Source organism: Aurantimonas sp. NFXS3, from assembly GCF_049132005.1.
Taxonomy (GTDB): domain Bacteria; phylum Pseudomonadota; class Alphaproteobacteria; order Rhizobiales; family Rhizobiaceae; genus Aurantimonas; species Aurantimonas coralicida.
Genome location: NZ_JAGDDZ010000003.1, coordinates 351,680 through 364,663 on the forward strand (window position 1 = coordinate 351,680; position 12,984 = coordinate 364,663).

Genomic DNA, 12,984 nt, shown 5'->3' on the forward strand with positions numbered 1-12,984 from the left:
CAGGCCAATCGCAGCGCAAGCGGCCAAGGCGCTCATGCGCCAGCCCTCCCTGCCCCATGATCCGGCCCCCGCGCCGGGCCTTGTGCAAAGAAATTTTGCATGGCGCGGCATTATGCAATTGACAGGTTGCGCTCGCGCAGCTTCACTTACTTCCATGTCAGTAAGTTGCTCAGACCAGACGAATCCATACGCGCCGACCACCGCAGCAACGGCTGCGACGACCGCTTCAGGCGTCACCGCCGGCCGTGGCCGTCTGCCCGCATCCACCGGCTTCGTCTCTCCCGCACCCGGCCGCGCTCCGCCTTCGCGCCTGCGGCCGCATCCGCGTCACTGCCGGCCTCCGGCCGGCGTCTGACACGCCTTCCGCAACCGCTATCTCCGGCCAAACAAAAGGATGTTTGCATGCAGTTTTTGAGGACAACCGCCAGCGCAGCGCTGCTCACGCTCGGCATGGGACTGGGCCTTGCCCCCCATGCCGCCTCGGCGCAGGAGACGATCGAACTTAACATGACGACGCCCTGGGCGGGCGGCCACTGGCTGGAGATCGGCGCCAAGAAATATGCCGAGGCGGTCGAGACCGTCACCGACGGCCGCGTCAAGATCAACGTCTACCCCGCCGGCGCGCTCGGCCAGGCCCTGAAGGTCACCGAGACCGTGCAGATGGGCATTGCCGACATGGGCCATGCCTGGGGCGGCTATGACTGGTCGGTGGATCGCACCAGCGCGATGTTCGGCGGCTGGCCGGGCGGCCCGACCCCGGAAGAGTACATGATGTGGCTCTATAACGGGAACGGCCTGGAGCTCTGGAAGGAGTGGCGCGACGACGTCTTCGACGTGGTGGCGATCCCCTGCGGCGTCACCGAGACCGAGATTTTCATGCATGCCCACAAGCCGGTCCGCACCGTCGAGGACCTCAAGGGCCTGAAGCTGCGCACTTCCTCGGCCTGGGCCGAGATCGCGCCGAAGCTCGGTGTCTCCACCGTCATCCTGCCAGGTTCGGAAGTCTTCTCGGCGCTGGAGCGCAAGGTGGTCGACGCCATCGAATGGGGCGGCCCCGGCGGCAACATGCAGGAGGGCTTCGACAAGATCGCCCCCTACATGATGATGCCCGGCGTCCACTCGCGCGCTGCCGTCCATGACTGCATCTACAACAAGGACGTCTGGGAGCGCATTCCGGAGAAGGACCAGAAGCTTCTCGAAGTCGCCGGCAAACTGACCATGCTGGAGACCTATCTGGGTTACGCCAAGATGGATCTTGCCGCCTACGAGACGATGAAGAAGGACTCGCCGGCCGAGATGATCCAGATCGACGAGAGCCTGGTGAAGGCCGTCAACGAGGCCTCGCGCGAATGGGCCGAGGAGCAGTCCGCATCGAACGAGTGGTTCAAGCGGGTCTACGAGGACCAGGCGTCCTTCCTTGGCTCGCTGTCCGGTCTGTCCGAGTTCCGCTTCGCCCCCGGCTCCCGGTAACGGACCGGCACAACCAGGACAGGAGGGGCCGTCCATCCGGCCCCTCGACGTCCCATCACCGGGCCCACGGCCCGACCCGACGATCCTCCCACAGACCGAGCCAGCCCCGTGCTTCCAGCCCTGCCCATCGGCCAGCCGCGCCGTGCCGCATCCACGATCCGACGGAGGCATGCATGCAAGCCGTCCTGAACGCCATCGAAACACTGTCGCTCTGGTCGGGACGGATCGCAGCCATGCTGCTGCTGCCGCTGGTCTTCGCGATGGTCTACGAGGTTCTCAGCCGCTACCTCTTCGACGCGCCGACCCAATGGGCCTTCGAGGTCAGCTACATGCTGATGGGCACGATCTTCCTGCTCGGCCTGTCCTACTGCCTGCGCAACGACGCGCATGTGAATGTGGACTTCATCCACGCCCATCTGCCCCGCCGCGTCGTCGCCCTCATCGACAGCCTCGCCTTCCTGGCGATGACCGGGCTGCTGCTGTGGCTGACCCTGACCCTCTACGACGGCATCCTGCGGACCTACCGGACCGGCGAAGGCTCCGGCCTGTCGGCCTGGAACCCCAAGGTCTGGCCGTTCCGCGTCATCTACACGATCGGCTTCGCGCTGTTCACGCTGCAGATGGCCGGCAAGGCGCTGCGGGCCTTGCGCGCGCTCTCCGGCAAGCCCGATGCCACCCCGCCCCATGAGCCCACCATCGACGAACAGGCGGGCGCGGCATGATGGGCGACACCGTACTCCTGATGTTCCCGGCGCTGATCGTCCTGATCGCGCTCGGCATCCCCATCGCCTTCTCGATGATGCTGGTGGCGCTCGGCTTCGGCCTCGTGCGCTTCGGCGACATCCTGATCCTGCAGATCGCCCAGCGGGTCGACGAGGTCGCGACCAATTACGTTCTGGGCGCGATCCCGCTGTTCATCTTCATGGGCGCGATCCTCGAGCGGGCCGGCATCGCCGAACGGCTGTTCGACGCGATCTACATGTGGACCCGGCGGCTGCCCGGCGGACTGGCGATCGCCGCCCTGCTCATGTGCACGATCTTCGCCGCAGCCTCGGGCGTCGTCGGCGCCACCGAGACGCTGGTCGGCATGCTCGCCATTCCCGGCATGCTGAAGCGCAACTACAATCACTCGCTGATCGCGGGAACGGTCTGCGCCGGGGGTTCGCTGGGCACCGTGATCCCGCCTTCGATCCCGGTGATCGTGCTGGCGCCGATCGCGGCCCTGCCGGTCGGCGATCTTCTCGCCGGCATTCTCCTGCCGGGCCTGCTGATGGCGGCGATGTTCGCGATCTACATCATCGGCATCTGCATCATCAAACCGTCCTTCGCGCCCGGCGACCCCGAGCCCGATCCGCGCTCGTTCCACGAGAAGATCATCTTCACGCTGACCGCGCTGGTGCCGCCGCTGATCCTGATCGCCACGGTGCTCGGCACCCTGTTCTCGGGTCTCGCGACGCCGACGGAGGCGGCGGCCTGCGGTTCGTTCGGTGTGCTGGTGCTGGCGGTCCTCTATCGCCGGATGACCTTCAAGCTGCTGCTTGAAGCGTCGCTTCAGACGATCTCGCTGACCGCGATGATTCTCGCCATCGTCCTGGCCGGCTCGATCTTCTCGGGCGTGTTCTTCGCCTCGGGCGGTATGATGTCGGTGCGCGGCATGCTCGACGCCTTTGGCCTTGAAGCCTGGTCGGTCGTCGCGCTGATCCTGGCGATCACCTTCGTCCTCGGCTTCGCGGTGGACCTGATCTCGATCGTCCTGATCATGATGACCATCGCGGTGCCGGTGCTCGCGGCCTACGGTGTCGACCCCTTGTGGTTCGCCATCGTCTTCCTGGTGACGCTGCAGACCAGCTACCTGACGCCGCCGATGGCGCCGTCGATCTTCTATCTGCGCGCCATCGCCCCGCCGGAGATGAGCCTGAAGTCGATGTACTGGGGGGTGATCCCGTTCATCTGCTGCCAGCTCTTCGTCCTCGCCCTTCTGTTCATCTTCCCGTCCCTCGCCACCTGGATGCCGAAAGTCATCTACGGCTGAGCCGGAACGCCAACAACGGACCCTTTCCCATGATCTACGAAGAACGCGACTACCATATCCGGCCGGGCAAGCTCGGCGCCTTCGTCGCCTGCTACCGCGACCACGGCCTTGCCCTGCAGAAGAAGTACCTCGGCACCTTCGTCAGCTACTTCACCACCGAGATCGGCGAGCTGAACCACGTCGTGGCGCTGTGGGGCTACGAGAGCCTCGACGACCGCGCGGCGCGCCGCAAGGCCATGCTCGCCGACCCGGAATGGCAGGATTATCTCGCCCGCGTCGATGGCCTCATCGAGCGCCAGAACACGCGGATCCTCGTCCCCACGGACTTCTCGCCGCTGCAATGAGCGACTTTTCCGTTTCCACCGCCGATGGCGCCGTCCTCAAGGCCAGCCGCGAGGGTGCCGGCGCCCCGCTCGTCCTTGTCAGCGGGCTCGGCGGCACGGCCGGATTCTGGGCGCCGGTCGCAGCAAGACTGCGCGACCGCTTCGAGATCATCACATTCGACCAGCGCGGCATCGGCGCCTCGACGCGGGGCACGGCCGAAACGGACATTGCGCAACTGGCCGATGACGTTCAGGCGGTGCTCGACGCCGCCGGGATCGAGGCGGCGACCATCGTCGGCCACTCGACCGGCGGCTGCATCGCCCAGAGCCTGGCGGCACGGGCACCGGAGCGGGTAACCGGCCTCGGGCTCAGCGCCACATGGCTGCGGACCAGCCGCTACATGACGGCCCTGTTTCGGACCCGCCTCGACCTGTTGCGCCACGACCCCGTCGCCTACACCGCCACGGCGACGCTGATCTCCTATGCACCGGAATGGCTGGAGGCCAACTGGTCGGCCTATGAGCGGGCGGTGGCGAAGGCCCCCACAAGCGACACGGCCCGGCAAATCGTCGCCGAGCGGATCGAGGCGTTGCTCGCCTTCGACGGCAGCGCAGCGGTGTCGCAACTGACGATGCCCGCGATGATCATCGGCGCTGCGGACGACATGATCGTGCCCGCCTTCCTGCAGCGAGATCTGGCCAAGGCACTGCCCGCAGCCCCCCTGACCCTTCTGCCCGAGGGCGGCCATTTCTTTCCGGCCTCGCAGACCGACGCCTTCGTGACCGCCGTCGCGGACTGGGCCGCCGGCCTTCGATGACCCGGCCCAGTCCCGCATCCAACAATATGCCCGCATCCAGGAGAAACGCTCCATGAAGCTCGCCGGCAAGATCGCCATCGTCACCGGAGGTGGTTCGGGGATCGGACATCAGACCGCACGGCTCTTCGCCGAGAACGGCGCCACCGTGCTGGTGGCGGACCGCAACGGGGAAGCAGCAACACGGGTCGCGGAGGAACTGGCAGCAACCGGCGCACGCGCCGAGGCGATGACGGTCGATGTCGCCAGCGAAAGCGACATCGAGGCAATGGTGGCGCGCTGCGTGGCGGCCCATGGCCGGCTCGACGTTCTCGTCAACAATGCCGGCTACGGCATCGCCGGCACCGTCGTGAACACGGCCGTCGAGGACTGGGACGCCCTGTTCGCGGTCAATGTCCGCGGCGTCTATCTCGGCTGCAAGCATGCCATCCCGGTGATGGAGCGACATGGCGGCGGCGTGATCGTCAACACAGCCTCGGGCGGCGCGATCGTCGGCATCTACGACCGCGCGGCCTATACCGCCTCCAAGGGCGCCGTCTCCGCCCTCACCCGCGCCATGGCGATGGACCATGCCGACGCCGGGATCCGGGTCAATTGCGTCGCGCCGGGCACGATCGAGAGCCCGTATTTCAAGACCATCTTCGAGACCGCGCCCGACGCCGCGGCCCTGCGCAAGAGCCTCGAAGACCGGCAGGTGATGGGACGGCTCGGACAGCCGGAGGAAATCGCCAAGGCGATCCTGTTCCTGGCCTGCGACGATTCCTCCTTCTCCACCGGCTCGACCCTGGTCGCCGATGGGGGCTGGACGATCCGGTGACGCACGCGCACCGGCTGGGCGTCGCCGGAACCATGGAAGGCGGCTGGCGCTTGTGCTGGAACAGCGCGATCGCACCGGCGGGAGGCCGGCGCCGCGCACCGCCAATTGGCCTTGACGCCCGTCGGGCGACGAACGTCTTGACAGCCGTGGCACAACCACGAAGACAGGCCGCGAGGAGGAGGGTCCGCAGTGATTGTCAGCGTTCGATGAAAGAGCAGATCGAGGAACTGAGCGTCGAGATGCTGATCCGGCACGGCTATCAGGGTTTCCGCTTCCGCGACATCGCCGACCGCCTCGGGACGACGCGGGCCGCGATCCACTACTATTACGGGAACAAGCAGAATCTCTGCGAGATCGTGGTGGTCAAGTATATCGCCAACCTGCTCGCCAAGTGGGAACGGAACTGGGCCGGCGAGAAATCCTTCACCGACAAGATCATCGGGATGATGGAGGCCAATCGCGAGCGCTACGTCCTGTTCAACGAGACCTACACCTCGACCAATTCCTGGAGCCTGATCTGCCGGATGCGGGTCGACCGCGACCTCATCGGACCGAAGGCCCAGGAAGCGCTGCACAGCTTCGCGGTCACGCTGGAGCGCTTCATCATCGCGGCCATCGATCAGGCGGTCGACCGCGGTGAACTCGTCGCCGACATTCCCAAGCGCGACGTGGCGCTGCAACTCGTCGCGATCGCCGACAGTGCTGGCGCGATCACCCAGGACGATGGCGGCTTCGAACGCCTGAACCAGCTCTACCGGTCCTTCGCCCATATCGTCGAACATGCCTATGGCTGCGAACGGGCACGCGCCGAGCAGCGCCCCGTCGCCCAGATCGCGACCAAGCACTAGGCGCGTTGCGGAGCGTCAGCGCAGGGCGATGTCGCGGGTGCGTCGCTGGCCCATGAAGTGGATGAAGCGCGAATGCACCTCCTCGGTGTGCGCGCGGGCCAGCCGTTCCGCCAGTTCGGTGTCCCGACGTTCGATCGCCTCGATCATCCGGTCGTGGGCGGCTGGCAGCTCCGGCGGCAGGTCGTCGTCATAGGACCGGTAATAGAGGCGCGCCATGCGGCGACCGCCGATCAGAAGCCGGCGATAGGCATCGTGGAGATAGGGATTGCGCGCGGCATCGCTCACGGCAAGGTGGAAATCGACATTCGTCTGGATCATGCCGAGAACGTCCCGCCCCGGGATCGTCGCCCGGTACAGCTCCTGCGCGCGGCGAATCCTGTCGAGGCAGGCCTCGGTGCGCAGCTCGGCCGCCAGCCGCGTGACGGCGCGCTGCACCAGGTCCAGCGCATCGATATATTGCGGGAACTCCTCGAGATTCATGCCCGCAACGACCGTGCCCTTGTTCGGCAGCGTGCTGACCAGCCCTTCCGCCTCCAGATGCACCAGCGCCTCGCGAACCGGCGAGCGCGAGACGCCGAAACGCTCGGCGAGGCCCACTTCGTCGAGAAGGTGGCCTGGCGGCAGTTCCAGCGTCAGGATTTCGTCGCGCAGGCGGTCGCGCACGGTCAGCGACCCGAATCCGCGGCGCTTTGCTGTGTCTGCCCCGTCGACGGGGTCCGCTCTGGTTTTCGGCATGACGCGCTCCCTTCGGGCGTTGTCGCAATCTGCCCAACCGGACGCCTGCGTGCAAGTTCTCCCTTGCTCTGTATTTTATTTGCGTACAATATGATCCGGCACGGAGCGATCAATTGCAGTTCTGCCGACCATCGGCGCGGGACACCCCGCTTCGTCCGCATCATCGACGCGCGCGGAACCGGCCATCCGGATCGCGAATGCACACGTCTTCCCGGACAGACGAAGGCAGGAATGTCATGCTGATCAAAGACCACAATGACGGCGTCCTCGAGAAATGGCGCGACGGTGTCATGACCCAGATGCGAGTGTCCGCCGTGACCGGCGCCCACCAGATCTGCGTCTTCGAGCAATGGTGCGAAAAGGGCCTCGGCGCGCCGACGCATCATCATGCGGTCGAGGAGATCCTCGAGGTCATGGGCGGCACCGCGGAAATCCATGTCGGCAGCGAGACCGTGGTCGTCACGGCCAACCAGTCGGTGCTGATTCCGGCCGGGGCCCGGCACGGCTTCCGCAATGTCGGCGACGACATCCTGCATGTGCGCGCCACCATCGCCTCGCCGATCTTCGAGGGGCGCTACGAGGACGAGAGCGAGCAGACGCGCCGCTGGGTTCCCGAATTCTGAACGCCTGCGGCGCCGCTGGGCGCCGCCATTCCCTGCCCTCTGCGATGCGTGCCCCGCATCGCGACGATGATCGGACGTCACATGAGCATTGAAAAAGTCGCCATCGCCGGTGCCGGCATCATCGGCGCATCCTGGGCGATCGTCTATGCGCGCAGCGGCCTGCAGGTCGCGATCTACGACCACAGCGCCGAGGGCCGCGCCGCCCTGCCCGGCCGGCTGGCCGAGGCGATCGCCATTTCCGACGCGCTGCTGCGGCCCGGCGAGACCGTTGCTCAGGTGACCGCCCGCATCACGATCCACGACAATCTCGCCGACGCGGTGGCCGATGCCGATTTCGTCCACGAATGCATCGTCGAGAAGCTCGACGCCAAGGTGGCGATCTTCGCCGAGCTCGACCGCCTGACCGGCCCGGACGCAATCCTCGCCACCACCACGTCGAGCTTCCCGGTGTCGAAATTCGCCTCGGATCTCGCCTGCCGCGACCGCTGCATCGTCGTCCACCCGGCGACCCCGCCGCATCTCCTGCCAGTCACCGAAATCTGCCCGGCGCCCTTCACCCGGGCCGACGTGACGGACGCGACCTTCCGCTTCATGGAGGCCTGCGGCCAGACGCCGGTGCATATCAAGCGCGAGATCCCGAGCTTCGTTCTCAACCGCATGCAGGCGGCGCTGGTCGTTGAGATGTTCCGCTGCCTCAACGAGGACCTGATCTCGGCCGAGGACATCGACAAGATCATCAGCCAGGGTTTCGGCCTGCGCTGGGCGTTTCTCGGCCCCTTCGAGGGCGTCGACCTGAACGCCAAGGGTGGCATTCGCCAGTATCTGGAGAATTTCGGCTTCCTGTTCAACGAGATGGCCAACGAGTTGGGCTTCGCCGACGTGGTGACGGACAAATCCATCGACGCGCTCGAAGCCTATGCCCGCACCAAGATTCCACTGGACAGGCTGCAGGAGAAGGTCGCTTGGCGCGACCAGTCGATCATCGCGCTGCGCGGGCTGAAGGATGCCCGCGGCACGGTCGACAGGGGTTGAGGATGGCGGCCCCGGACATGCGGCGCATCGGCCTCATCGGCTACGGCGCCGCCGGCCGTTCCTGCGCAAGGCTGCTCGCCGCCGAGACGGATTGCCGGGTCATGGTCCTCACCCGCCGGCCCCCGGCAGACGGCATTGCGGAGCGCGTGGCCTTCGCGGCCGATCTCGACGCCCTGATCGCCTGGAAGCCCGACGCGATCATCGAAGCCGCCTCGGCGGAGGCCTTCGCCGAGATGGTCCCACATTGCCTCGACAGCGGCATCGACGTCGTCCCCGCGTCGGTCGGCGCCCTGCAGTCGCCGGAGATGGCCGCACGCATCCATGCCATCTGCGCGCGCAGCGGGGCGCGGCTGATCATCCCGGCCGGCGCCGTCGGCGGGCTCGACTACATCGCCGCGGCCGCCCTGACCGGCGACATCGCCGTAACCTACACCTCCCGCAAGCCGCCCGCCGCCTGGGCCGGCGAACTCGCGGCGCTGGGCCTTGCCGACACCGCCCGCACCGAGCCGGTGACGTTGTTCGAGGGCAGCGCGCCGGAAGCGGCGAAGCTTTATCCCAGGAACCTCAATGCCGGGCTGACGATCGCGCTGGCCGCCGGCTTCGAGCGCACGCGGGTGCGGGTCGTCGCCGACCCTCAGGTCACCCGCAACACCCACGAGATCGCGATCACCGGCGCGGCCGGCGACGCCCTCCTGCGGTTCGAGAACCGCGCCTCGCCGGACAATCCCAAGACCTCCGCGATCACCGCCCTCAGCCTCGTCGCCACAGCCCTGCGCCGCTACGCGCCCGTCGGCACCTGACGACCAGTGCAGCCTGAGCCCTGTCGCCGGCAGGCGTGCAATCAGGAGGTGACCGAATCGATCGCGGGCCTGGAAGCCGCCACAATGCCCGAGGAACTGGCAGCGGAAGTGCTGTGGCGATTCCATCATGCCAATGCGCGCCGGCGCTTTACCGCGACAGCGCCGCACCAGGAATCGCTGGCGCTGGAGGCGGTGCCGCCGCCGTCGCGGGAAACCCCGGCGCTTCTGGCGCGGCTGGCGGAAAAGCCGTCCCTGCGCGCATTGCTGAGATAGCGGCGGACGCAAATCCCCGGCGCCGCATGGGCGATGGACGCGCCCCGTCCATTTCGGGGCGGTCTGGCACGGGCTTTGCAAGGGAAAGCGGAGCGCCGGGCCGTTCCCGCGGCCCTGCCCGACCGGCGGGATCTGTTGCACTCACCCTGCAACGGCCTCACCGTTGCGTCTCGTTCCCTCCTCAACCCGCTTTGCAGGTGTTTCCTTGTCCTCAACCCTCAGCTTCGAACGCGTCGGCCACGGCCCGCTGTCGATCACCATCCGCCAGGCGGTCATCGCCGGCTGGACCGGCCGCGACCGCGCGGCGGTCGATCACCACATCGCCGAACTCGCGGCGATCGGCGTCCCGCCCCCGTCCGAAGTCCCGCTGTTCTACCGGATCAGCGCACAGCTCCTCACCAGCGAGACGGTGATCCAGGTGGTCGATGCCACCTCGTCGGGCGAGGTCGAGCCGCTGCTGATCGACGACGGCGAAAGCCTGTATCTGGGTCTCGGCTCCGACCACACCGACCGCGAACTGGAGACCCATTCCGTCGCCCTGTCCAAGCAGGTCTGCGCCAAGCCCGTGGCGACCGCGCTCTGGGACTATCGCGACGTTCGCGACCATCTCGACGACATCCTCCTGCGGTCCTTCGTGCGCGACGATCCGGCGGCGGAGTGGACGGCGTATCAGGATGGCGGCGTGGCGAAGATCCGGCCGCTGGACCAGCTGATCGCGGCGTGTCCCTTCGCGGCCGGCGACGGGCGGCTGGAACCGGGCACGGCGATGATGTGCGGCACGCTGGGCGTCCTGTCGGGCGGGGTGCGTCCGGCCCGGTTCTTCCGGATGGAGATGCACGACCCGGTCCTCGATCGCACGCTCGTCCATGAATACGAGACCGCCAGTTTGCCCGCGGTGAAATAGGCGCGAGGCTGGCCGCTCCGTACGGGGCGCCAGCCCTCCGTCCGCCGCCGCGTTCCGCTGCCTCCACAGCGCGCAGCCAAGCCTGCCGACCAAGGGCCACACGGGTGCCTCGCCCGTTGCCGGCGCGCCCGTGCGGCGGCGATGATTCTGTCCCGCCCGGTGGGCCACGCACGGCCGTCCCAGCGTCCCGCTGCGTCAGGCCTCGCCGCCAAGGCCAAGTCTCCGGACGGCGCTCCAACCGCCTCCATCGCCGCCGCCGAATTGGGCAACCTGCAAGAATTTACGCCAGTGATTGGCGTATATTTCAGCGCTGACAGGGGTTTACACTGAATTCAATTAACAATTGAATGCTGCTCATCGAAAGACGTTGCGGCGAGGGTGAACCCAGTTGACGCAGGCAGGGGCCGAAGGGCCGGACAATCGGAAAGCAGGCGCCCCGCTTCGCATCGGGATGCTGACGCCGTCCTCCAACACCGTTCTCGAACCCTATACGGCCGAGATCCTGCGCCCCTTCGGCGCCGAGGCCAGCGTGCATTTCGGCCGCTTCAGGGTCACCGAGATTTCCATGTCGCAGGGCTCGCAGGCCCAGTTCGACCTCGCCCCGGTCCTCGACGCGGCGCGCCTCCTGGCCGACGCCCGCGTCGACGTCATCGCCTGGAACGGCACCTCCTCGGCCTGGCTCGGACTGGAGCGCGACGTCGAGCTGTGCCGCGAGATCGAAGCGGCGACGGGCATCGCCGCCACGACGACCATGCTGGCCTATGACCGGCTGTTCCAGGCGGCGGGCGTCACGCGCATCGCGCTGGTGACGCCGTATCTCGGCGAGGTTCAGGAGCGGATCGTCGCCAATTACGCCCGCCAGGGCATCGCGGTGGTGGCCGAACGGCACCTGGAAGACCGCGGCAATTTCTCGTTCTGCGAATACACGCCCGAGGCCATCGCCGACTGCGTGCGCGATGTCGCGGCGGCCAGGCCGCAGATGATCGCCATCGTCTGCACGAATTTTCGCGGAGCGCCGATCGTGGCCGCGCTCGAGCGCGAATGCGGCATTCCGGTCATCGACTCGGTCGCCATCACCGCCTTTGCCACGGCCCGTCTCGTCGGTCTCGACACCGCGCGGATCACCGGCTGGGGCCGGCTGTTCCCGGAGTTTTCCCAGATGACAGACCTGCGGCCAACGCAGGCTTTCGCGACAGGCGTCCCGTCCGCTTCGGGCCCTGACACATCCCCTGCCGGAAAGCCGGCATCAACGGAGAGTGCAACATGAAGATCAAAGCCCTGCTTCTTGCCGCCGCCTGCACGGCAGCCCTTGCGGCGCCCGCCCTGTCGCAGACCATCAGCCTCAAGGTGATGGGCCAGCCCTCGTCGACCGGCCTCATCCAGAAGAACTACGAAGCCCCGTTCTTCGAGAACATGGCGGAGAAGACCGGCCTCGACGTCAGCGCCACCTACACGCCGGTCGACGTCACCGGCGTCAAGGACACCGAGCAGCTGCGGCTTCTCAAGAGCGGCCTGTTCGACATCATCTCCCTGCGCATGTCCCAGGTCTCGCGCGACGAGCCGACCATTCTCGGCCTCGATCTTGTCGGCCAGAACCCGGACTATGCCACCGCCAAGAAGGCCGTCGACGCCTTCAGCCCGGTCGTCGACAAGCAGTTGCAGGAGAAGTTCAACACCAAGCTCCTCGGCGTCTGGCCGTTCGGGCCGCAGGTGCTGTTCTGCCAGCCCGACATCGCCAAGCTGTCCGATCTCAGCGGCAACAAGGTCCGCGTCTACGACCAGAGCCTGGCCAATTTCGTGTCCTCGGTCGGCGGAACGCCGGTGCCGCTCGGCTTCTCGGAAGTGCAGCAGTCGCTCGCCCGCGGCGTGATCGACTGCGCGATCACCGGCCCGAGCTCGGCCAACACCGCCGGCTGGCCCGAGGAAACCAGCAACATGCTGCCGATCGCCTTTCAGATCGCGGTGCAGGGCTACGGCATCAACCTCGACACCTGGAACAAGTTCTCCCCGGAAGACCAGGAGAAGCTGCAGGCGGCCTTCGACGGTCTCGTCTCGGAGATCTGGGCCTATTCGGAAGAGATCTTCGAGGACGCCGTGAACTGCAATGTCGGTGAAGAGCCCTGCGAGACGGTGAAGTCCTACGATCTCAAGCTGATCCCTGTCTCCGAGGAAGACAAGGCGACGATGCAGAGCGCGCTGCGCGACATCTCGTTCCCGGGCTGGAAGGAGATCTGCGACAAGGTCAACCCGACCTGCTCGGAAGACTGGCAGAAGACCGTGGGCAAGGCGCTCGGCTTCTAGTCTCCCCTCGC

At 66.9% G+C, this 12,984-nt stretch carries 15 protein-coding genes; 14 read left to right on the plus strand and 1 reads right to left on the minus strand.

The window, feature by feature from the left end:
• Positions 1 to 402: 402 nt before the first annotated feature.
• The 7 genes from dctP (at position 403) to J3367_RS11920 (ending at position 6,305) form a co-directional block, all read left to right on the plus strand.
• Positions 403 to 1,470, plus strand: a complete 1,068-nt coding sequence (dctP, locus tag J3367_RS11890) for a TRAP transporter substrate-binding protein DctP (RefSeq protein ID WP_024350148.1) — start codon at positions 403 to 405, stop codon at positions 1,468 to 1,470.
• A 173-nt stretch (positions 1,471 to 1,643) separates the two neighbouring features.
• Positions 1,644 to 2,192 carry a TRAP transporter small permease subunit gene (locus J3367_RS11895; protein ID WP_024350147.1) on the plus strand — a complete coding sequence of 183 codons (549 nt, stop codon included), beginning with the start codon at positions 1,644 to 1,646 and terminating at the stop codon, positions 2,190 to 2,192.
• Positions 2,189 to 3,502, plus strand: coding sequence for a TRAP transporter large permease (locus J3367_RS11900; protein WP_202814802.1), 1,314 nt, complete (start codon positions 2,189 to 2,191; stop codon positions 3,500 to 3,502). The genes J3367_RS11895 and J3367_RS11900 overlap by 4 nt, the downstream gene beginning before the upstream one ends.
• 29 nt (positions 3,503 to 3,531) lie before the next feature.
• Positions 3,532 to 3,846: an NIPSNAP family protein gene (locus J3367_RS11905; protein WP_024350145.1), complete on the plus strand. Its 315-nt coding sequence runs from the start codon at positions 3,532 to 3,534 to the stop codon at positions 3,844 to 3,846.
• On the plus strand, positions 3,843 to 4,643 hold the full coding sequence (locus J3367_RS11910; protein ID WP_024350144.1) for an alpha/beta fold hydrolase: 801 nt from the start codon (positions 3,843 to 3,845) through the stop codon (positions 4,641 to 4,643). Before J3367_RS11905 ends, J3367_RS11910 begins: the two co-directional genes overlap by 4 nt.
• A gap of 52 nt (positions 4,644 to 4,695) precedes the next feature.
• Complete coding sequence (locus J3367_RS11915; protein WP_024350143.1) at positions 4,696 to 5,457, plus strand: SDR family oxidoreductase; 762 nt, start codon at positions 4,696 to 4,698, stop codon at positions 5,455 to 5,457.
• Positions 5,458 to 5,663: 206 nt separating this feature from the next.
• On the plus strand, positions 5,664 to 6,305 hold the full coding sequence (locus tag J3367_RS11920; protein ID WP_024350142.1) for a TetR/AcrR family transcriptional regulator: 642 nt from the start codon (positions 5,664 to 5,666) through the stop codon (positions 6,303 to 6,305).
• Positions 6,306 to 6,320: 15 nt separating this feature from the next.
• On the opposite strand, the gene J3367_RS11925 is transcribed toward J3367_RS11920, so the two are convergent.
• Positions 6,321 to 7,040 (minus strand): GntR family transcriptional regulator, encoded by a 720-nt coding sequence (locus tag J3367_RS11925; RefSeq protein ID WP_024350141.1) that lies wholly within the window; start codon positions 7,038 to 7,040, stop codon positions 6,321 to 6,323.
• Positions 7,041 to 7,276: 236 nt separating this feature from the next.
• On the opposite strand from J3367_RS11925, the gene J3367_RS11930 reads away from it, so the two are divergent.
• The 7 genes from J3367_RS11930 to J3367_RS11960 all read left to right on the plus strand — a co-directional run bounded on the left by J3367_RS11930 (position 7,277) and on the right by J3367_RS11960 (position 12,973).
• Positions 7,277 to 7,663, plus strand: coding sequence for a cupin domain-containing protein (locus J3367_RS11930; RefSeq protein WP_024350140.1), 387 nt, complete (start codon positions 7,277 to 7,279; stop codon positions 7,661 to 7,663).
• An 81-nt stretch (positions 7,664 to 7,744) separates the two neighbouring features.
• On the plus strand, positions 7,745 to 8,695 hold the full coding sequence (locus J3367_RS11935; protein WP_029702936.1) for a 3-hydroxyacyl-CoA dehydrogenase: 951 nt from the start codon (positions 7,745 to 7,747) through the stop codon (positions 8,693 to 8,695).
• A 2-nt stretch (positions 8,696 to 8,697) separates the two neighbouring features.
• Positions 8,698 to 9,495: an aspartate dehydrogenase gene (locus tag J3367_RS11940; RefSeq protein WP_029702935.1), complete on the plus strand. Its 798-nt coding sequence runs from the start codon at positions 8,698 to 8,700 to the stop codon at positions 9,493 to 9,495.
• Between the two features lie 84 nt (positions 9,496 to 9,579).
• Complete coding sequence (locus J3367_RS11945; RefSeq protein ID WP_155898441.1) at positions 9,580 to 9,768, plus strand: hypothetical protein; 189 nt, start codon at positions 9,580 to 9,582, stop codon at positions 9,766 to 9,768.
• 205 nt (positions 9,769 to 9,973) lie between these two features.
• On the plus strand, positions 9,974 to 10,672 hold the full coding sequence (locus J3367_RS11950) for a DUF2848 domain-containing protein (RefSeq protein WP_024350136.1): 699 nt from the start codon (positions 9,974 to 9,976) through the stop codon (positions 10,670 to 10,672).
• A 451-nt stretch (positions 10,673 to 11,123) separates the two neighbouring features.
• On the plus strand, positions 11,124 to 11,939 hold the full coding sequence (locus tag J3367_RS11955) for a maleate cis-trans isomerase family protein (RefSeq protein ID WP_421461168.1): 816 nt from the start codon (positions 11,124 to 11,126) through the stop codon (positions 11,937 to 11,939).
• Positions 11,936 to 12,973 carry a TRAP transporter substrate-binding protein gene (locus J3367_RS11960; RefSeq protein ID WP_024350134.1) on the plus strand — a complete coding sequence of 346 codons (1,038 nt, stop codon included), beginning with the start codon at positions 11,936 to 11,938 and terminating at the stop codon, positions 12,971 to 12,973. The genes J3367_RS11955 and J3367_RS11960 overlap by 4 nt, the downstream gene beginning before the upstream one ends.
• The last annotated feature ends 11 nt before the right edge of the window (positions 12,974 to 12,984 follow it).